This window comes from Streptomyces sp. NBC_01013 (assembly GCF_045162765.1).
Taxonomy (GTDB): domain Bacteria; phylum Actinomycetota; class Actinomycetes; order Streptomycetales; family Streptomycetaceae; genus Streptomyces.
Genome location: NZ_CP108687.1, coordinates 2,082,736 through 2,101,253, shown reverse-complemented (window position 1 = coordinate 2,101,253; position 18,518 = coordinate 2,082,736). Strand labels below are relative to the sequence as shown.

At 71.0% G+C, this 18,518-nt stretch carries 14 protein-coding genes and 2 pseudogenes; 13 read left to right on the top strand and 3 right to left on the bottom strand.

The features are described 5' to 3' along the window. The first annotated feature begins 37 nt into the window (after positions 1 to 37). The 10 genes and pseudogenes from OG538_RS08960 to OG538_RS08915 form a co-directional block, all read left to right on the top strand. The gene (locus tag OG538_RS08960) at positions 38 to 715 is read left to right on the top strand and encodes a two-component system response regulator (RefSeq protein ID WP_406091869.1); all 678 of its coding nucleotides are present in this window, start codon (positions 38 to 40) and stop codon (positions 713 to 715) included. A 239-nt stretch (positions 716 to 954) separates the two neighbouring features. Beyond that, entirely contained in the window at positions 955 to 3,726 is a 2,772-nt protein-coding gene (locus tag OG538_RS08955) for a DNA translocase FtsK (protein WP_406091867.1), read from the top strand. A 204-nt stretch (positions 3,727 to 3,930) separates the two neighbouring features. Then, positions 3,931 to 4,731, top strand: coding sequence for a helix-turn-helix domain-containing protein (locus OG538_RS08950; protein ID WP_406091865.1), 801 nt, complete (start codon positions 3,931 to 3,933; stop codon positions 4,729 to 4,731). 134 nt (positions 4,732 to 4,865) lie between these two features. After that, on the top strand, positions 4,866 to 6,344 hold the full coding sequence (gene rimO / locus OG538_RS08945) for a 30S ribosomal protein S12 methylthiotransferase RimO (protein ID WP_406091863.1): 1,479 nt from the start codon (positions 4,866 to 4,868) through the stop codon (positions 6,342 to 6,344). Further along, on the top strand, positions 6,341 to 7,183 hold the full coding sequence (gene pgsA / locus OG538_RS08940) for a CDP-diacylglycerol--glycerol-3-phosphate 3-phosphatidyltransferase (protein ID WP_406091861.1): 843 nt from the start codon (positions 6,341 to 6,343) through the stop codon (positions 7,181 to 7,183). Before rimO ends, pgsA begins: the two co-directional genes overlap by 4 nt. Next, the gene (locus OG538_RS08935; RefSeq protein ID WP_406091859.1) at positions 7,180 to 7,689 is read left to right on the top strand and encodes a CinA family protein; all 510 of its coding nucleotides are present in this window, start codon (positions 7,180 to 7,182) and stop codon (positions 7,687 to 7,689) included. The genes pgsA and OG538_RS08935 overlap by 4 nt, the downstream gene beginning before the upstream one ends. 109 nt (positions 7,690 to 7,798) lie before the next feature. Then, positions 7,799 to 8,182 (top strand): helix-turn-helix domain-containing protein, encoded by a 384-nt coding sequence (locus OG538_RS08930; RefSeq protein WP_148021270.1) that lies wholly within the window; start codon positions 7,799 to 7,801, stop codon positions 8,180 to 8,182. Between the two features lie 284 nt (positions 8,183 to 8,466). Then, entirely contained in the window at positions 8,467 to 8,937 is a 471-nt protein-coding gene (locus OG538_RS08925) for a Dps family protein (RefSeq protein WP_406091857.1), read from the top strand. A 106-nt stretch (positions 8,938 to 9,043) separates the two neighbouring features. Beyond that, the gene (locus OG538_RS08920; RefSeq protein WP_406091855.1) at positions 9,044 to 9,238 is read left to right on the top strand and encodes a CsbD family protein; all 195 of its coding nucleotides are present in this window, start codon (positions 9,044 to 9,046) and stop codon (positions 9,236 to 9,238) included. Between the two features lie 253 nt (positions 9,239 to 9,491). Continuing rightward, positions 9,492 to 9,746 (top strand): annotated as a pseudogene (locus OG538_RS08915) (hypothetical protein); the annotation flags it as partial. Positions 9,747 to 9,909: 163 nt separating this feature from the next. On the opposite strand, the gene OG538_RS08910 reads toward OG538_RS08915, so the two are convergent. From OG538_RS08910 to OG538_RS08900, 3 genes are all read right to left on the bottom strand, one after another. After that, positions 9,910 to 10,674: an SDR family NAD(P)-dependent oxidoreductase gene (locus OG538_RS08910; protein WP_406091854.1), complete on the bottom strand. Its 765-nt coding sequence runs from the start codon at positions 10,672 to 10,674 to the stop codon at positions 9,910 to 9,912. Positions 10,675 to 10,734: 60 nt separating this feature from the next. After that, complete coding sequence (locus OG538_RS08905) at positions 10,735 to 11,562, bottom strand: DNA-formamidopyrimidine glycosylase family protein (RefSeq protein ID WP_406091852.1); 828 nt, start codon at positions 11,560 to 11,562, stop codon at positions 10,735 to 10,737. Positions 11,563 to 11,706: 144 nt separating this feature from the next. Next, entirely contained in the window at positions 11,707 to 16,371 is a 4,665-nt protein-coding gene (locus OG538_RS08900) for a DEAD/DEAH box helicase (protein WP_406091850.1), read from the bottom strand. Positions 16,372 to 16,523: 152 nt separating this feature from the next. On the opposite strand from OG538_RS08900, the gene OG538_RS08895 reads away from it, so the two are divergent. The 3 genes and pseudogenes from OG538_RS08895 to OG538_RS08885 all read left to right on the top strand — a co-directional run bounded on the left by OG538_RS08895 (position 16,524) and on the right by OG538_RS08885 (position 18,498). Then, a complete protein-coding gene (locus OG538_RS08895; RefSeq protein WP_406091848.1) occupies positions 16,524 to 17,387 on the top strand; it encodes an AraC family ligand binding domain-containing protein in 864 nt (287 codons plus the stop codon). Positions 17,388 to 17,397: 10 nt separating this feature from the next. Then, positions 17,398 to 18,195: an AzlC family ABC transporter permease gene (locus OG538_RS08890; protein WP_406091846.1), complete on the top strand. Its 798-nt coding sequence runs from the start codon at positions 17,398 to 17,400 to the stop codon at positions 18,193 to 18,195. Next, positions 18,192 to 18,498, top strand: a pseudogene (locus OG538_RS08885) (AzlD domain-containing protein). The gene OG538_RS08890 and the pseudogene OG538_RS08885 overlap by 4 nt, the downstream one beginning before the upstream one ends. The last annotated feature ends 20 nt before the right edge of the window (positions 18,499 to 18,518 follow it).

The following is an 18,518-nucleotide window of genomic DNA, read 5'->3' as shown; positions in this document are numbered from 1 at the left end:
GGCGCCCGGTGCAAATCCGGGACGAGGAGGACGGGCCATGGTGCAGAAGGCCAAGATCCTCCTGGTCGATGACCGGCCGGAGAATCTGCTGGCGCTGGAGGCCATCCTCTCTGCGCTCGATCAGACACTGGTGCGGGCATCGTCAGGGGAGGAAGCGCTCAAAGCGCTACTGACGGACGACTTCGCGGTCATTCTGCTGGACGTCCAGATGCCAGGTATGGACGGTTTCGAAACCGCGGCGCACATCAAGCGGCGGGAGCGGACCCGGGACATCCCGATCATCTTTCTCACCGCGATCAATCACGGTCCGCACCACACCTTCCGGGGCTATGCGGCCGGCGCGGTGGACTACATCTCGAAGCCGTTCGACCCCTGGGTGCTGCGGGCCAAGGTCTCGGTCTTCGTCGAGCTGTACATGAAGAACTGCCAGTTGCGTGAGCAGGCGGCGCTGCTACGGCTCCAGCTGGAGGGCGGCGGCCACGGTGGCGCGAGTCACGAGAAGGAGCCCGCCGGGCTCCTGGCCGAACTCTCCGCACGGCTGGCTGCCGTCGAGGAGCAGGCCGAGGCGCTCTCCAAGCAGCTCGACGACGAATCGGCGGACGCCGCGGCCGTGGCGACCGCCGCTCATCTCGAACGGAAGCTGACCGGGCTGCGTCGGGCGCTCGACGCCCTGGAGCCCGGCACCAGTGGCGGACCCGCCACCCTCTCCTCGTAGCGAGGTGTGGACCGCACCGCCCCTCTCCGCCAGGCCTCTTCGGGCCGGCAGGGCGTCAACTGGTTGGCGGGCGCGGCCGTTCGGCGGTTGTGCCCCGGTGCGGGCCGTCCCGGCCGCGTGGCTTTTCACGTCCGGGGCCGGTGAAGGCGCGTCAGTTTGCGGCCCCGGTACGGCGACACGGTCGGGTGAACCGGCACGCGCACGTGTTCACTGCCGCAGACACCGGTAACCTCGGCCCCATGGCCTCACGTACGTCCGGCAAGGGTTCCCAGGGCACGGCGGGCACCGCGAAGCGCGTCGGCGGTGGCCCGGGTGCGGCGAAGAAAGCCGCGCCCGCCAGGAAGACCGCGGCGAAGAAGACAGCGCCCGCCAAGAAGGCACCGGCGAAGAAGGCGGTACCCAAGAAGGCCGCCGCACCCAAACCGGCGCCCTCACCCACCAACGGCGTGTACCGCCTGGTGCGCGCCGTCTGGCTCGGCGCGGCCCACGCCGTCGGTGCGATGTTCCGCGGCATAGGGCGCGGCGCCAAGGGCCTCGACCCCGCTCACCGCAAGGACGGTGTCGCGCTGCTGCTGCTCGGCCTCGCGCTGATCGTCGCCGCCGGCACCTGGTCGAACCTGCGCGGCCCGGTCGGCGATCTCGTCGAGATGCTCGTCACCGGAGCCTTCGGCCGGCTCGACCTCCTGGTGCCGATACTGCTCGGCGCCGTAGCCGTGCGGCTGATCCTGTATCCGGAGAAGCCCGAGGCCAACGGGCGTATCGTCATCGGGCTCTCCGCGCTGGTCCTCGGCGTGCTCGGGCAGGTCCACATCGCGTGCGGATCACCGGGGCGCGAAGACGGCACCGAGGCCATGCAGGACGCGGGCGGCCTCATCGGCTGGGCCGCCTCCAAGCCGCTGATCTTCACCATGGGCGAGGTGCTCGCCGTACCGCTGCTTCTGCTCCTGACCGTCTTCGGGCTGCTGGTCGTGACGGCGACCCCGGTGAACGCCATTCCGCAGCGGCTGCGGCTGCTGGGTTCCAAACTGGGAATCATCGATCCGCTCCACGAACCGGATGCGTACGAGGACGACGACGAGCGGTACGACGAGCAGTGGCGTGAGTCGATGCCCGCCCGTTCGCGCCGTTCCTCCGTCCGCCGCTCCGAGGCGCCCGAGGAGTACGACTCCGAGCGTGCGGAGACCGACGCGCTCTCCAAGCGCCGCAGGCCGCGCAGGCCGTCCGTGCAGCCGGCGATGAACCGCCCCATGGACGCCGTGGACGTCGCGGCCGCCGCAGCCGCCGCGCTCGACGGGGCGGTGCTCAACGGCATGCCGCCCTCGCCGGTCGTCGCCGACCTGACCCAGGGCGTGTCCGTGGACCGCGAGCGCACGGGCACCCCGGTGCCCGGCGCCAGGGAGGCCGAGCCCGCCCGGAGGCCGGGGGAGAGGGCGCCCTCTCCCGCAGGGGGCGTACCCGACCTCACCAAGCCCGCCCCCGAGAGGTCGCAGTCGCAGCCGCTGCCGCCCCGGGCCGAGCAACTCCAGCTTTCGGGCGACATCACCTACTCGCTGCCCTCCCTGGACCTCCTGGAGCGTGGCGGCCCCGGCAAGACCCGCAGCGCCGCCAACGACGCGATCGTCGCCTCCCTCACCAACGTCTTCACCGAGTTCAAGGTCGACGCCGCCGTCACCGGCTTCACCCGCGGCCCTACGGTGACGCGGTACGAGGTGGAACTCGGGCCCGCCGTGAAGGTCGAGCGGATCACCGCGCTCGCCAAGAACATCGCGTACGCCGTCGCCAGCCCCGACGTCCGGATCATCTCCCCCATCCCGGGGAAGTCCGCCGTCGGTATCGAGATCCCCAACTCCGACCGGGAGATGGTCAACCTCGGCGACGTGCTGCGGCTCGCGGACGCGGCGGAGGACGACCACCCGATGCTGGTGGCGCTCGGCAAGAACGTCGAGGGCGGCTACGAGATGGCCAACCTCGCGAAGATGCCGCACGTCCTGGTGGCCGGTGCCACCGGTTCCGGCAAGTCCTCCTGCATCAACTGCCTGATCACCTCGGTGATGATAAGGGCGACCCCGGAAGACGTCCGCATGGTGCTGGTCGACCCCAAGCGCGTCGAGCTGACCGCGTACGAGGGCATCCCGCACCTGATCACGCCGATCATCACCAACCCCAAGAAGGCCGCCGAGGCTCTCCAGTGGGTCGTTCGCGAGATGGACCTGCGCTACGACGACCTCGCCGCGTTCGGCTACCGCCACATCGACGACTTCAACCACGCCGTGCGCACCGGGAAGCTCAAGACGCCGGAGGGCAGCGAGCGGGAGCTCTCGCCGTACCCGTACCTGCTGGTGATCGTCGACGAGCTGGCCGACCTCATGATGGTGGCCCCCCGGGACGTCGAGGACTCGATCGTCCGCATCACCCAACTGGCCCGCGCCGCCGGTATCCATCTCGTGCTCGCCACCCAGCGTCCGTCGGTGGACGTCGTCACCGGTCTGATCAAGGCGAACGTGCCTTCCCGGCTCGCCTTCGCGACCTCGTCGCTGGCCGACAGCCGCGTCATCCTGGACCAGCCCGGAGCCGAGAAGCTCATCGGCAAGGGTGACGGGCTGTTCCTGCCCATGGGGGCGAACAAGCCGACCCGTATGCAGGGTGCCTTCGTCACCGAGGACGAGGTCGCGGCGGTCGTCCAGCACTGCAAGGATCAGATGGCCCCGGTCTTCCGCGACGACGTGGTGGTCGGGACGAAGCAGAAGAAGGAGATCGACGAGGACATCGGCGACGACCTGGACCTGCTCTGCCAGGCCGCCGAGCTGGTCGTCTCCACCCAGTTCGGCTCCACCTCGATGCTCCAGCGCAAGCTGCGGGTGGGATTCGCGAAGGCCGGCCGGCTGATGGACCTGATGGAGTCGCGGAACATCGTCGGCCCCAGCGAGGGCTCCAAGGCGCGCGACGTCATGGTGAAACCGGACGAACTCGACGGCGTGTTGGCTCTGATCCGGGGGGAAACCGGTTCGTAAGGGTTTTGCGGGCAACCGTTTCGCCGGGCCGTACGTCAAGTTGAAGGGAGGGACAGCAGAATGGTCCTCCCCGGGGCGGTCCCGCGAATCCGACTTTGTTCGATTCTGATGGCGTACAAAGTCCTCCCTCCCGGTTGCCCCACCCTTTCGTACCCCCCCTAGACTGAACATCCAGCAGGTGGCTCACGCTCGAAAGGCGCCCCCGTGTCCATCGGCAACTCCCCCGAAGACGACCGGCCTTCGATCGGTCGAGTGCTTCATCAGGCTCGCATCGACGCAGGTCTCACGGTCGAAGAGGTCAGCACGTCCACCCGGGTGCGCATCCCCATCGTGCACGCGATCGAGGAGGACGACTTCTCCCGCTGCGGCGGCGACGTGTACGCCCGCGGCCATATCCGAACGCTCGCACGTGCCGTAGGCACCGATCCGGAACCGCTGGTTTCGCAGTACGACGCAGAGCACGGCGGTCGTCCCGCGCCCACACCGGCGGCGCCGCTGTTCGAAGCCGAGCGGATCCGTTCCGAACCCCGGCGGCCCAACTGGACCGCGGCCATGGTCGCGGCCATCGTCGCCGTCGTCGGATTCGTCGGCTTCACCTTCTTCAAGGGCGGTGACGAGCCCTCGACCGCCGGCCAGGTGGCCGAAGGCCCCACCTCCGACAAGATCACTCCCAAGCCGGCATCCAGCAAGCCCGTCGATCCCAAGCCGGCCCCCTCGGACAGCGCCATCGCGGCGGCGCCCCAGGACAAGGTGACGGTCAAGCTCAGCGCGAGCCAGGGCAAGAGCTGGATCTCCGCCAAGGACCACAACGGCCGGTCCCTCTTCGACGGAACCCTCCAGCAGGGCGAGACGAAGACCTTCCAGGACAAGGAGCGGGTCGACCTCGTCCTCGGGGACGCCGGTTCGATCGAGCTCTTCGTCAACGGCAAGAAGGTCGAGGACCAGTTCCAGCCCGGACAGGTGGAGCGGCTCTCGTACACCAAGGGCGACCCCGAGGTCGGCTGACCTCGGACCCCGGACAGTTCACAGGGCGGCGGTCGCCCGGCCATCGTGCCGGGCGCCCGCCGCCTTTGTCACTCCCTGTGACAGCCGAACCCTGCACGGCGGGGCCAGTGCCGGGACAAAGTAGTCTTGAGCCCATGCCCGAACGCCGTACCGTCGCCCTTGTCACTCTTGGCTGCGCCCGTAACGAGGTGGACTCGGAGGAGCTCGCAGGCCGCTTGGCAGCGGACGGCTGGGAGCTCGTCGAGGATGCCTCCGATGCCGATGTCGCCGTGGTCAACACCTGTGGATTCGTCGAGGCCGCCAAGAAGGACTCCGTCGATGCCCTGCTCGAAGCCAATGATCTGAAGGACCACGGCCGCACCCAGGCCGTCGTCGCCGTCGGCTGCATGGCCGAGCGCTACGGCAAGGACCTCGCCGAGGCCCTGCCGGAAGCGGACGGAGTCCTCGGATTCGACGACTACGCAGACATCTCCGACCGCCTTCAGACCATCCTCAACGGCGGCATCCACGCCTCCCACACCCCGCGCGACCGCCGCAAGCTGCTGCCGATCAGTCCGGCCGAACGCCAGGACGCCGCCGTGGCCCTGCCCGGTCACGCCCAGGAGGCCACGCCGGCCCCCGCCGATCTCCCGGAGGGAGTCGCGCCGGTCTCCGGCCCGCGGGCGCCTCTGCGCCGCCGGCTGGGAACCAGCCCCGTCGCCTCCGTGAAGCTGGCCTCGGGCTGCGACCGCCGCTGCTCGTTCTGCGCCATCCCGTCCTTCCGCGGCTCCTTCATCTCGCGGCGGCCCTCGGACGTCCTGGGCGAGACGCGCTGGCTGGCCGAGCAGGGCGTGAAGGAGGTCATGCTGGTCTCCGAGAACAACACCTCGTACGGCAAGGACCTCGGCGACATCCGTCTCCTGGAAACACTCCTTCCGGAGCTCGCGGACGTCGAGGGGATCGAGCGCATCCGGGTCAGTTACCTGCAGCCCGCCGAGATGCGGCCCGGTCTGATCGACGTACTGACCTCGACGCCGAAGGTCGCGCCCTACTTCGACCTGTCCTTCCAGCACTCGGCCCCCGGTGTGCTGCGCGCGATGCGGCGCTTCGGTGACACCGACAGCTTCCTGGAGCTCCTGCACACCATCCGGAGCAAGGCGCCGCAGGCCGGTGCGCGCTCCAACTTCATCGTGGGCTTCCCCGGTGAGACCGAGGCGGACCTGGCGGAGCTGGAACGGTTCCTCACCGGTGCTCGCCTCGACGCCATCGGCGTCTTCGGCTACTCCGACGAGGACGGCACCGAGGCGGTCGGGTACGAGAACAAGCTGGACGCCGACACCATCGCCGAGCGACTGGCGCACATCTCGCAGCTGGCCGAGGAGCTGACCTCGCAGCGCGCCGAGGAGCGCGTCGGCGAGACCCTCCAGGTGCTCGTCGAGACGGTCGAGCCCACCGAGGACGAGCCGCGAGCCGTGGGCAGAGCGGCCCACCAGGCGCCCGAAACGGATGGGCAGGTGCTCTTCACCGCACGCGAGGGACTTGTCCCGGGCCGTATGGTCGAGGCAAAGGTGGTGGGCACCGAAGGCGTGGACCTGGTCGCCGAGTGCCGTGAACTTGCGGAGGTAGCCAGATGACCGGAGTCCCGGCATCCGCGGCAGGCGGTTCCGGCGCGACGCCGGTCCGCGGCGGAAAACTGGGTGCTGCGGCCGTCAATCAGGCCAGCCTGTGGAACATCGCCAATCTCCTCACCATGGCGCGGCTGGTGCTGGTCCCCGGCTTCGTCGTGCTGCTGCTCCACGACGGCGGATATGACCCGGCCTGGCGTTCCATCGCCTGGGCCGCCTTCGCCGTCGCCATGATCACCGACGTGTTCGACGGGCATCTGGCGCGCAAGTACAACCTGGTCACCGACTTCGGGAAGATCGCCGACCCGATCGCCGACAAGGCGATCATGGGGGCGGCGCTCATCTGCCTGTCCTACCTCGGTGATCTTCCCTGGTGGGTCACGGGGGTGATCCTCTTCCGGGAGCTCGGCATCACCCTGATGCGCTTCTGGGTGATCCGGCACGGTGTGATTCCGGCCAGCCGCGGCGGGAAGATGAAGACGCTGGCTCAGGGGACCGCCGCCGGGATGTACGTCCTGGCGCTGACCGGTCCGCTGGCCACGATGCGCTTCTGGGTAATGGCGGTGGCTGTCGTACTGACGGTCGTGACCGGCCTGGACTACGTCCGTCAGGCCGTCGTCCTGCGACGCCAGGGGCTCGCCGCGGACAAGGCGGCCCTGGCCCAGGCCGCGGCGGAGGAGGCGGCTGTGGCCCAGGAGACTGCCGAGAACGCTGAGGCGGCTCTGGGGAGCGCCCTGGGCGAGGGCGCGGCCCCCCGCCGTGCCCAGACTCCCGGGATGGCCTCCGAGGGCCCCAGGGGCGCGGAGCGGGTCTCCGGGAAGCGCGGTGCCGCGGAGGCCGAGCGGTGACAGTCGCGGCCCGGGTGCTGCGGCTCCTCGTCGCGAGAGGTGAGACCCTCGCCGTCGCCGAGTCGCTGACCGGCGGCCTGGTGGCCGCCGAGCTGACCTCCGTACCCGGTGCCTCGCAGGCGTTCCGCGGGTCGGTGACGGCTTACGCGACCCCCCTCAAGAGTGAACTCCTGGGCGTGGGAGCGGAGCTTCTGGCAGCGCGCGGGGCCGTGGACGCCGAGGTGGCCCACCAGATGGCGGCAGGTGTGCGCCGGGCGCTCGGCGCGGACTGGGGAGTGGCGACGACCGGCGTCGCGGGCCCCGATCCGCAGGACGGCCAACCCGTCGGAACGGTCTTCGTCGCAGTCTGCGGGCCCTATGGCGCCGGCAAAGTGACCGCACTGCGGTTGATCGGTGGACGGGCGGACATCCGTAAAGAGAGCGTACGGAGCGTGCTGGAACTGCTCTCCGGCGAACTCGGCGGGTACGCGAGCGCACAGGATACGGAACACAACGGGGGGAATTGATGTTTGCAGCCCTGAGTGAACACGACATCGCTCCCCGCACGGCCGCAGCGCTAGGCGGTACGGTGGGGCGTGAAGGATGCGGCTACGCGGTCCGAGGAGGGAGCCACCGATGATTCTGCTCCGTCGCCTGCTTGGTGACGTGCTGCGTCGGCAGCGCCAGCGCCAAGGCCGTACTCTGCGCGAAGTCTCCTCGTCCGCCCGAGTTTCGCTCGGCTATCTCTCCGAGGTGGAGCGGGGGCAGAAGGAGGCATCCTCCGAACTGCTCTCCGCCATTTGCGACGCGCTTGATGTACGGATGTCCGAGCTCATGCGTGAAGTGAGCGATGAGCTGTCCCTGGCCGAACTGGCCGAGTCGGCAGCGGCCAGCGATCCGGTACCTGTACCGGTGCGCCCCATGCTCAATTCCGTCTCCGTTTCATCGGTGACGGGTGTACCGACGGGGCGGGTGACCATCAAGGCGCCCGCGGAAGCGGTGGATGTCGTCGCCGCCTGACCCGTTCGGTTCGGTGTGAAGCCGGAGCCCCGGTCCTCCCCTCACGGGGCGGGCCGGGGCTTCTGCGCGTCCACCGGGGGTCGGGGAGGGCGTGTACGGCATGCCGCATTCCGGTGCCGTTCATGAAGGCGGCCGAGGGGAGGTGTTGACCCCCTTCCTGCGGGCAGGCGCATGGATGAGACCGGGGAACGATCTCTTCGAGCACCTCCCCGGATGACCGTTTTGCTTCGTTTGTGCCATCGTGGTTGATGCTGAACGGAACGGATACCAGATCGGAGATGTGCATGTCTGTGGTGAAGAGCCCGCTGTCCGAGGCCGACCTCAAGTCCGTGGGTGACGCGCTCCAAGGCGCCCTGGTGGACCTCGTCGACCTCTCCCTGGTGGCCAAGCAGGTCCACTGGAACGTGGTGGGACCTCGTTTCAGGTCCGTGCACCTCCAGCTCGACGAGGTCGTAGACACCGCCCGCCAGCACTCCGACACGGTGGCCGAGCGGGCCTCGGCGGTGGGCGTCAACCCGGACGGGCGTTCGGGGACGGTCGCCAAGACCACGGCCATCAATTCCGTGCCCGAGGGCTGGGTCAAGGACGTCGATGCCGTACGGACCCTGGTCGACGCCCTGAGCGTGGTGATCGGCCGGATGCGCGAGCGCATCGAGGTGACCGGCGACCCCGACCCGGTCAGCCAGGACATCCTCATCGCGCTGACCGCCGACCTCGAGAAGCACGCATGGATGTTCCAGGCGGAGAGCGCCTGACCGGGTTCTCCGAACCTCCCGGCAGGCGTCCCACCTGGCCGGCCCCATTTCCAACCGGCCTGCCCGGCATCGGGCAGAGTCCGGCCGTATGACGCGAGGAGTTGTCATGACTGACGAGAGTGCCAAGGACAAGGTTGCCGGCAAGGCCAAGGAAGCCATGGGCAAGATGACCGGCAACAAGCGCATGGAGTCCGAGGGCAAGGCGGACCAGGCGAAGGGCAAGGCCAAGGGCGCCATGGGCGAGGCGCAGCAGCGCGCCGAGGGTGTCAAGGACTCCCTGCACCGCGACGACAAGGACTGAACAGGAACCGGAGGAGCCCCTGCCGGAAGCGGTGGGGGCTTACCTCTGGGCCAGGCCCCGCTGTGGGGTGCGTTACCCGGCGGACTGGAGCGCGCCGGTGCGCGACCGCGTTGCGCGCGCCGAGTACTGCGCCGGTGCGCTCTCCCGCCAGGTGATCGAGCCGGACTAGGGTCTTCCGTCCGGACCGGGACGGACCCCGCGAACCCGGTGTGCCTGGTACGACAGGCTCCGGGTCCGGCCGAAGGAGGCAGCCATGGTGCGGCGGTGGGTTCCGGCGCTCGTGCTTGGCAGTGTGTGGTGGTGGGCCGTGCTGCGGCTGGTGCTGGATCCGGGGCACGCGGGGCCGGTCGAGGGAGCGGTGGCTGCGGGCGGGTGGGGGCTGAGCCTGCTGCCCGTTCACGTCGCGGAGAGTGTCCGGCCGACCGGGGTGTTCGACGCGGGAGCGGGTCTGTTGCGGCGGTGCGCCGACGGTGTGCGCGAAGCGGGCCGTAGCTGGCAGTCGTTGATATCCGGCACGTCGATGCCCGGCCCGGTCTCCGGATCGTGGATACGCGGCTCCATATCCGGCCCCTCGGGGCGCGCGAGCGGCCGGTTCCGGCGTGCGAGGGGGGCGACGGACTCCTCCCGGAGAGCGTGCGGCCGTTCCTGGTCCGTCGGCAGGGCGTGGCGGGCTACCAGGGCATGGCGACGCCGCCGTTCGGGCGGAGGATCTGGCCGGTCGTGAAGGCCGACGCGTCCGACGCCAGATGCAGTACCGAATGTGCGACATCAGTGGGATCACCGACCCTGCCGAGCGGGGAGATGCGTGCCATCGTGGCCTCTGCCCGGTGCTGCTGCTCCGCGTCGTGGCGGGCGGTCATGGGGGTCCGGATCCAGCCGGGAGCGACCGCGTTGACCCGGATGCCGTGCGGCCCCAGCTCGGTGGCCAGGGTCTTGGTCAGCTGGACGACGGCGGCCTTCGCCGCGCTGTAGCAGAGCAGGCCAGGGCTCGCGGAGTCGACCGCGCCGGAAGCCATCGTGATCAGCGACCCCGGGGCGCGGCGCGCGGTCATCGTGCGGGCCACCTCCTGGCAGGCGTACAGAACCCCCCTGAAATTCACCGAGAGCACGCGGTCGAGGTCCTCGTCCGCGGTGTCCAGAACGCTGCTCGTATGCATGATTCCGGCGACTGCGGCCAGGATGTCCAGGTCCCCGGCCGCCGAGACGGCGGAGCGGACCTGGTTGCGGTCGGTGACATCAAGCGGATGTGTGTGGGCTTCACCACCAGCGGCGGTGATCAGGTCGAAGGTCTTCAGGAGCCCCTTCTCGTCGAGATCGGCGCAGTGGACGGCGGCGCCCGCCTCCGCCAGCAGGATGGCGCAGGCGCGCCCGATGCCGCCGGCGGCGCCGGTGACGAACGCGGAGCGGCCGGTGAGGTCGTACGCGGCGAAAGGCATGACCGGACGGTACGACTGGTTCTGACGGGTCGTCAACTACCGTGTGGTGGACGGGCGCCCTCAGGGAGTGGGGCCCGTTTGGCAGTGGGGGCACCAGTAGGTGGGGCGAGTGTCCTGATCCCCCACGCGGATGGGTGTTCCACAGCGCAGACAGGGGCGGTGGTTTCGGCCGTAGACCCAGAGGTTCTCGCTCGGGCGGCGGGCGCGGGGCGCCGGAGCGGCGGTGGTCCGGGGACGGCCACCGACGGTGGTGGTGCGGACCGGACGGTCGCGGTTGGCTTCCAGTAGCTGCTTGGCCGTGGTGACCATGAGGACTGCCGTGTGCTCGGGCAGCCGGCCGATGGGGAGCCAGGGGGTGGCTCGGGCCAGGAAGCAGAGCTCGCACTTGTAGACGTTGCCGATGCCGGCCAGGTTGCGCTGGTCCAGAAGGGCTTCGCCGAGGGGGCGGGCAGGGTCGGCCAGGAGATTGCGCAACGCGGTGTCGGCGTTCCAGTCCGGACCCAGCAGGTCCGGGCCGAGGTGGCCGACGACCTTCTCCTCGTCCCCGGTGCGTAGGAGTTCGAGAACGGGGAGTCGGTAGCCGACCGCGGTGTGCGTGGCGTTGGCCAGGATGGCGCGGATCTGGTGGGCGGGGCCGCCCCGCCAGCGTTCGTCGGGGGCGTAGATGCGCCAGGCGCCGTCCATCCGAAGATGGCTGTGCAGGGTGAGACCGCCCTCGATGCGGGTCAGCAGATGTTTACCGCGTGAGGAGACGTCGAGAACGGTCCGGTCGGTGAGATCGGCGGTGGCGAACCGGGGAACGCGCAGATCGGACCGGGTGAGGACCTGACCGGCCAGCGCGCTGTGCAGCCGCTTCGCGGTCTGCAGGACGGTGTCTCCTTCGGGCATACGTCCATGATGCGCGGGATGGCGTGCGGGTGGGTGGGCGCGGTCTGTGGAGGCGCCGAAGAGGATCTTCTCGAAGGGTGCGGTCCGCAGCGATGGCGGAGCCTTCGGCACGTCCCGCCGGGGATGGTCGCCGTGGCGCCGGGCTCAGGCGCGCAGGCGTAGTCCTCTCGGGGTGGCGAGGAAGCCGGCTGATTCCAGGGTGCGGCCCAGGGGTGAGGTCAGGGACGAGGCGCCGTTGGTGCGCTCGACCGTGACCGTGCCGAGGGCTCCGGCCCGGGCCGCAGCGGCCAGAGCCGCCGCGGCCGCCCGGAGTGCGGGGTCGTCCGGGTCGGTCGGCCACGCAAGCAGCGTCTTGCCGCCGCGCTCCATGTACAGCGTCAGCTCACCGTCGACCAGGACCACGAGGGAGCCCGCCTTGCGTCCGGGTTTGTGTCCCGCTCCGGCCGGCGGCTCGGGCCACGGCAGGGCCGCGCCGTAGGCGTTTGCCGGATCAGCCGCGGCAAGGACCAGGGCGCGCGGATCGGCCCCCGGTTCCGTGCGGTCGCGGGCGGTGGAGGCAGCGCGGAGCCGGTCGACCGCGCCGTCCATGGCGAACTGCGCCGCCCCGAGACCCTCGACGACATAGCCGCGGCGCGCCTGCCCGTTGTCCTCGAATGCGGACAGCACGCGGTACGCGGCGGAGAAACCGCCCTCGACCCCCTCTGCCTGGACCGCGCCGCGTGTCACCACTCCGTGCCGGTCCAGGAGCGTACGGGCCAGGGCGTGGGCCCGGTGGGTGGGTTCGGGCTCTGCGGGCGGCAACAGTGACCAACGGCCCGAGACCGTGGGGGGACCGGTGCGCGAGACGGGGCGCGCCGAGGCCGTCAGGGTGCCGTAACGGCCCCGCGGAACACTGCGTTTGGCACGGTGTGCGGTCGACCCTGCCGTGCGTCCCGAGCCGAGGAGCGCGCGCAGCGGGGCGAGGGTGTCGTTGGTGAGCCGGCCTGACCAGGCGAGGTCCCAGAGGGCGTCCGCGAGCTGTGGATCGGCGGCTTCCGGGTGAGTGGTGGCGCGAACCTGATCGGCGATCTGCCGGAAGAAGAGACCGTACCCACCGCTGAGCGCGGTCAGCACGGATTCGTGCAGGGCACTGAGTTCGAGCGGACGTGGGGCAGGCAGGAGCAGGGGGGCGCTGTCGGCCGGATACAGACACAGCCAGCCGTCCTTGCCGGGCAGGGCGCCCGCACCTGCCCACACGACCTCGCCGGTGGTGGTGAGTTCGTCCAGGAGCGCGGGGGAGTAGCCGCTGACGCGGCTGGGCAGGACGAGCTTCTCCAGCGCGGATGCCGGGACAGGTGCTCCCTGCAACTGCTCGACGGCGCGGGCCAGTCCGTCGATTCCGCGCAGGCTGTTGTCCCCGAGATGCTGCCACCGGGGGAGGAACCCCGCCAACGCGGCTGGAGGAACCGGCTCCAGCTCATGGCGGAGCGCTGCGAGCGAGCGGCGCCGCAGCCGGCGCAGCACCGTGGCGTCGCACCACTCCTGGCCGATGCCGGCGGGATGGAACTCGCCCTGGACGATCCGCCCGGAGGCCGCGAGCCGCTGCAGTGCCCCGTCGGTGACGGCGGTGCCGAGGCCGAACCGGGCCGCCGCCATGGTGGAGGTGAACGGGCCGTGCGTACGGGCGTATCGGGCGAGGAGGTCGCCCAGCGGGTCCTTGACCGGTTCGGTGAACGCCTCGGGTACACCCACCGGGAGCGCCGTGCCCAGGGCGTCGCGCAGCCGGCCCGCGTCCTCGATGGCCGCCCAGTGATCATCGCCGCTGATCCGGACCCGGATGGCTCTGCGGGCCGAGGCCAGCTCCTGAGCCCACTGAGGTTCGGCCCCGCGCCGGGCCAGCTCCGGATCGGTGAGCGGACCGAGGACCCGCAGCAGGTCTGCGACCCCCTCGATGTCCTTGATCCGGCGGTCCTCGGTCAGCCACTGGAGCTCCTGCTCCAGCTCGGTCAGGACCTCGGCGTCGAGCAGCTCGCGCAGTTCCGCGCGACCGAGGAGTTCGGCCAGGAGACGGGAGTCGAGCGAGAGGGCGGCGGCCCTTCGCTCGGCGAGCGGCGAGTCGCCCTCGTAGAGGAACTGTGCGACGTACCCGAACAGGAGCGAGCGGGCGAACGGGGAGGGTTCCGGGGTGGTCACCTCGACCAGGCGGATCCGACGGGCTTCCAGGTCACCCATCACCTCGGTGAGCCCGGGGACGTCGAAGACGTCCTGGAGACATTCGCGGACCGCTTCGAGAACGATGGGGAACGAGCCGAACTCGGACGCGACCTGGAGCAGTTGGGCGGCCCGCTGCCGCTGCTGCCACAGGGGTGTGCGCTTGCCCGGGCTGCGCCGCGGCAGCAGGAGCGCCCGGGCCGCGCACTCACGGAACCGGGAGGCGAACAGGGCGGAGCCACCGACCTGATCGGTGACGATCTGCTCGATCTCGCCCTTGTCGAAGGCGACATCGGCGGCGCCGACCGGGGGCTGGTCGCTGTCGAGCACGGCGTTGGCCCGCGGGAGCGGTGCGGCACCGGGATCCTGGGCCGCGTCCTGTGCGGGGTCGAAGTCGAGGAGGTCGAGACCCATCATGTCCGCGTCCGGGAGCCGCAGCACGATCCCGTCGTCGGCATGCATGACCTGGGCGTCCATGCCGTACCGCTCGGCGAGGCGGGCGCTGAGGGCGAGCGCCCACGGAGCGTGCACCTGGGCGCCGAAGGGGGAGTGCACGACGACGCGCCAGTCCCCCAGCTCGTCCCGGAAACGCTCGACGAGGATGGTGCGGTCGTCCGGTACATGGCCACAGGCCCGGCGCTGCTCGTCGATGTAGGACAGCACGTTGTCCACGGCCCAGGTGTCCAGGCCCGCGGCCAGCAGTCGCCGGCGGGCGTCCTGCGGGGACAGCGCGCCGAGCTCGCGCAGGAAGGCGCCCAGCGCCCGCCCCAGCTCCAGCGGACGTCCCAGCTGGTCGCCCTTCCAGAACGGCAGCCGTCCCGGCACGCCCGGCGCCGGAGAGACCAGGACCCGGTCGCGGGTGATGTCCTCGATCCGCCAGGACGTGGTGCCCAGCGTGAAGACGTCACCGACGCGGGACTCGTACACCATCTCCTCGTCCAGCTCACCGACCCGGCCGCCGCCCTTCTTGGGGTCGGAGCCCGCCAGGAAGACCCCGAAGAGCCCGCGGTCGGGGATGGTGCCGCCGGAGGTGACGGCGAGCCGCTGGGCGCCGGGGCGGCCCGTGACCGTCCCCGCGACCCGGTCCCAGACGACGCGCGGACGCAGCTCCGCGAAGGCATCGGACGGATAGCGGCCGGCAAGCATGTCGAGCACGGCGGTGAAGGCCGATTCGGGGAGCGAGGCGAAGGGCGCGGCCCGGCGGGTCACCGCCAGCAGGTCGTCCACCTGCCAGCTGTCCAGGGCGACCATCGCGACCAGCTGCTGAGCCAGCACGTCCAGCGGATTGGACGGGATCCGGAGCGCCTCGATGGACCCGGTGCGCATCCGCTCGGTGACCACGGCCGCCTGCACCAGATCGCCCCGGTACTTCGGGAAGACGACCCCGGTGGAGACCGCGCCCACCTGGTGCCCGGCTCGGCCGACACGCTGCAGGCCGGAAGCGACGGACGGCGGTGACTCCACCTGGATCACCAGGTCGACCGCCCCCATGTCGATGCCCAGCTCCAGGCTGGAGGTGGCGACCACCGCGGGCAGCCGGCCCGCCTTGAGATCCTCCTCGACCTGGGCGCGCTGCTCCTTGGAGACCGACCCGTGGTGGGCGCGGGCGAGGAGCGGGGGCGCGCCCTTGGCCGCGCCGGATTCCGCCATGATCTCGGCGGGGGAGTGGGCCTCGGGCATCGTCTCGCCGGTGGCCCGCTCGTACGCGATCTCGTTGAGCCGGTTGCAGAGCCGCTCGGCCAGGCGGCGGGAGTTGGCGAAGACGATCGTGGAGCGATGGGCCTGGACGAGATCGGCGATCCGCTCCTCCACATGGGGCCAGATCGACGGCTTGTCCGCCTGGCCGGAGTCCGGTTCGGTGGCGGGGGACCCGCCGAGCTCACCCAGATCCTCCACGGGCACGACCACCGACAGATCGAACTGTTTGGTGGACGGCGGCTGGACGATCTCCACCCTCCGCCGGGGCGAGAGGAAGCGCGCGACCTCGTCGACGGGACGGACCGTGGCCGACAGGCCGATCCGCCGGGCCGGCCGGGGCAGCAGCTCGTCCAGGCGCTCCAGCGACACGGCGAGATGGGCGCCTCGCTTGGTCCCGGCGACCGCGTGCACCTCGTCGAGAATCACCGTCTCGATTCCGGCCAGGGCTTCGCGCGCCGAGGACGTCAGCATCAGGAAGAGGGACTCGGGTGTGGTGATCAGGATGTCCGGTGGCCGTGTCGCCATCGAGCGGCGCTCGGCGGGCGGGGTGTCGCCGGAGCGGATCCCCACACGCACCTCGGGCTCGGCCAGACCCAGGCGCGCCGATTCCTGGCGGATACCGGTCAGTGGCGAGCGGAGATTGCGCTCCACGTCGACGGCGAGCGCCTTGAGCGGTGATACGTAGAGCACACGGCAGCGCTTCTTCGCCTCGGCGGGCGGCGGGACCGCGGTCAACTGGTCCAGGGCGGCGAGAAAGGCGGCCAGGGTCTTGCCCGATCCGGTCGGTGCGACGACCAGGACGTCCGACCCCTCACCGATCGCCCGCCAGGCACCTTCCTGTGCGGCCGTGGGCGCGTTGAAGGCCCCCGTGAACCAACTGCGGGTCGCGGGGGAGAACGCTTCGAGTGCGGAGCCGGTCATGTCCCCATCGTGCACCCCGCCACTGACAACGGCTCCGGAAGCGGCCGGGCGGCCTCGTGGGGCTGCCCCGTGCGGCCGGCCATGACGGGTTCGCGCCCCCGGCTGTCTCCGCGCCGCAGAACCCGCACCTCGCGGGCTGCGAGAATTCGAGCATGGCGGGAGCGACGGGACCGGCGGAGTGGGCGCGGCACTGGCAGTACGCCGAGCTGCCCGGCCTCGACCTGCTGCGGGCCCGCTACGTCCGACACACCTTCCCGCGCCACAGCCACGAGGGCTATGTGTTCGGCGCCGTCTCCCAGGGAGTGGAAGACGTCGAGCTTCCCGGCGGCACCGTCCACGCGGGACCGGGCTCCGTCGTCATGATCAATCCTGAGGTGCCGCACACCGCCAGGGCCGGTGTTCCCGAGGGATGGGTGTACGCCACGCTCTACCCGTCCGCCCGGGCGATCAGCGACATCGCCGCCGACACGACGAACCTGCGAGGCACCGTCGGCTTCACGGAGACCGCCGTGACGGACCCGTACGCGGCACGGCTCATCGGCGAGGTGCACCGGGCAGCGGAGGAGGGCAACGCACTGGCGGCGGACAGCGTGCTGCGGGTCCTGGTCACGCGCCTGCTCACCCGGCACGGCAGCGCCCTGCCGGCCCCGGCGCCCCGGGCGGCAGGTACACGGGACGCGGTGCGTGCCCGTGCCGTACTGGAGAGCAGGATGACGGAACCGCCCACCCTGGAGGCACTGGCCACCGAACTCGGCACGAGCCCGTTCGCCCTGCTCCGGGCCTTCAAGAAGCAGTACGGGATGCCGCCGCACACCTGGCTCACCGACGCCCGGGTCAGGCGTGCGCGACGGATGCTCGACTCGGGCACGGCTCCCGCCGCGGCGGCCGCCGCAGTCGGCTTCACCGACCAGCCGCACCTCAACCGCCATTTCACCCGGATCGTGGGGGTGCCACCCGGCGCCTACCAGCGCGAACGCGCAAGAACGTACAAGACCGGTCCCGATCTGCCCCGGTAGCGTGCCGGGCGTGGCAGAACAGACAGCACCCCCCGACAGCGCGGCCGGCCCACCCGACGACAATGAGGTCAGCGCCGGGGCCAAGCCGGACGCGGCCGTCGTACGTGACGCGCTCGGCGTCGGCATAGCCGTCGGCCTGTCCGGCTTCGCCTTCGGCGTCACCTCGGCCGGTTCCGGACTGAGCGTGCTGCAGACCTGTGCGCTCAGCCTCCTCGTCTTCACCGGCGCCTCCCAGTTCGCCCTGGTGGGCGCACTGGCCGCCGGTGGCAACCCCTACACCGCGGCGGCCGGCGCCTTCTTCCTCGGCGTACGCAACTCCTTCTACGGCCTGCGGCTGTCGCAGCTCCTCGCGCTGCCGCGTGCCGTGCGCCCCGTCGCCGCCCAGTGGGTCATCGACGAGACGACTGCCGTGACCTTGCCCCAGCCCACGCGGCGTGCCGCCCGCATCGGTTTCACCGTCACCGGGCTCACGCTCTACGTGCTGTGGAACCTCACCACGCTGCTCGGCGCCCTGGGTGCCGAGGCGCTCGGCGACACCGCGGCCTGGGGGCTGGACGCGGCCGGTCCTGCCGTCTTCCTCGCCCTGCTCGCACCGATGCTGAAGGGCACGACGGAGCGGGTCACCGCCGCGCTCGCCGTTCTTCTCGCCCTCGGACTGCTGCCCGCGCTGCCCGCGGGGGTGCCCGTACTGCTGTCCGCGCTCGCGGCGCCCGCCGTTCTCTTCCTGACGGGACGCGCCAAGAACAGGGCGCCGAGCCCCGGGGAAACGCGGGAACCGCGCACCACCACATCGAAGGACGGCCGATGAACGTCTGGATCGCCATCGCGCTGACCGCCGTCGGCTGCTACCTCGCCAAGCTCCTCGGCCTCCTGGTGCCCGCCGCCGCCCTGGAACGCCCCCTCGTGCAGCGCCTCGCCGCCCTCGTGCCGGTGGCGCTGCTGGCCGCACTGACCGCGCAGCAGGCCTTCGGTGACGGCCGGCAGCTCGTGCTCGACGCCAGGGGGGGCGGGTATCGCCGCCGCGGCCCTCGCCCTCGTCCTGCGTGCGCCATTCCTCGTCGTCGTGGGTGTGGCCGTGGCCGTCACGGCCGGGGTGCGCGCGCTCGGCTAGCCGGAGCGCACGGACTGCCG

Coding starts and splice junctions, on each gene's coding strand:
- OG538_RS08960 (WP_406091869.1), top strand. CDS start 38: ATGGTGCAGAAGGCCAAGATCCTCCTGGTCGATGACCGGCCGGAGAAT.
- OG538_RS08955 (WP_406091867.1), top strand. CDS start 955: ATGGCCTCACGTACGTCCGGCAAGGGTTCCCAGGGCACGGCGGGCACC.
- rimO (WP_406091863.1), top strand. CDS start 4,866: ATGCCCGAACGCCGTACCGTCGCCCTTGTCACTCTTGGCTGCGCCCGT.
- pgsA (WP_406091861.1), top strand. CDS start 6,341: ATGACCGGAGTCCCGGCATCCGCGGCAGGCGGTTCCGGCGCGACGCCG.
- OG538_RS08930 (WP_148021270.1), top strand. CDS start 7,799: ATGATTCTGCTCCGTCGCCTGCTTGGTGACGTGCTGCGTCGGCAGCGC.
- OG538_RS08925 (WP_406091857.1), top strand. CDS start 8,467: ATGTCTGTGGTGAAGAGCCCGCTGTCCGAGGCCGACCTCAAGTCCGTG.
- OG538_RS08920 (WP_406091855.1), top strand. CDS start 9,044: ATGACTGACGAGAGTGCCAAGGACAAGGTTGCCGGCAAGGCCAAGGAA.
- OG538_RS08910 (WP_406091854.1), bottom strand. CDS start 10,674: ATGCCTTTCGCCGCGTACGACCTCACCGGCCGCTCCGCGTTCGTCACC.
- OG538_RS08905 (WP_406091852.1), bottom strand. CDS start 11,562: ATGCCCGAAGGAGACACCGTCCTGCAGACCGCGAAGCGGCTGCACAGC.
- OG538_RS08900 (WP_406091850.1), bottom strand. CDS start 16,371: ATGACCGGCTCCGCACTCGAAGCGTTCTCCCCCGCGACCCGCAGTTGG.
- OG538_RS08895 (WP_406091848.1), top strand. CDS start 16,524: ATGGCGGGAGCGACGGGACCGGCGGAGTGGGCGCGGCACTGGCAGTAC.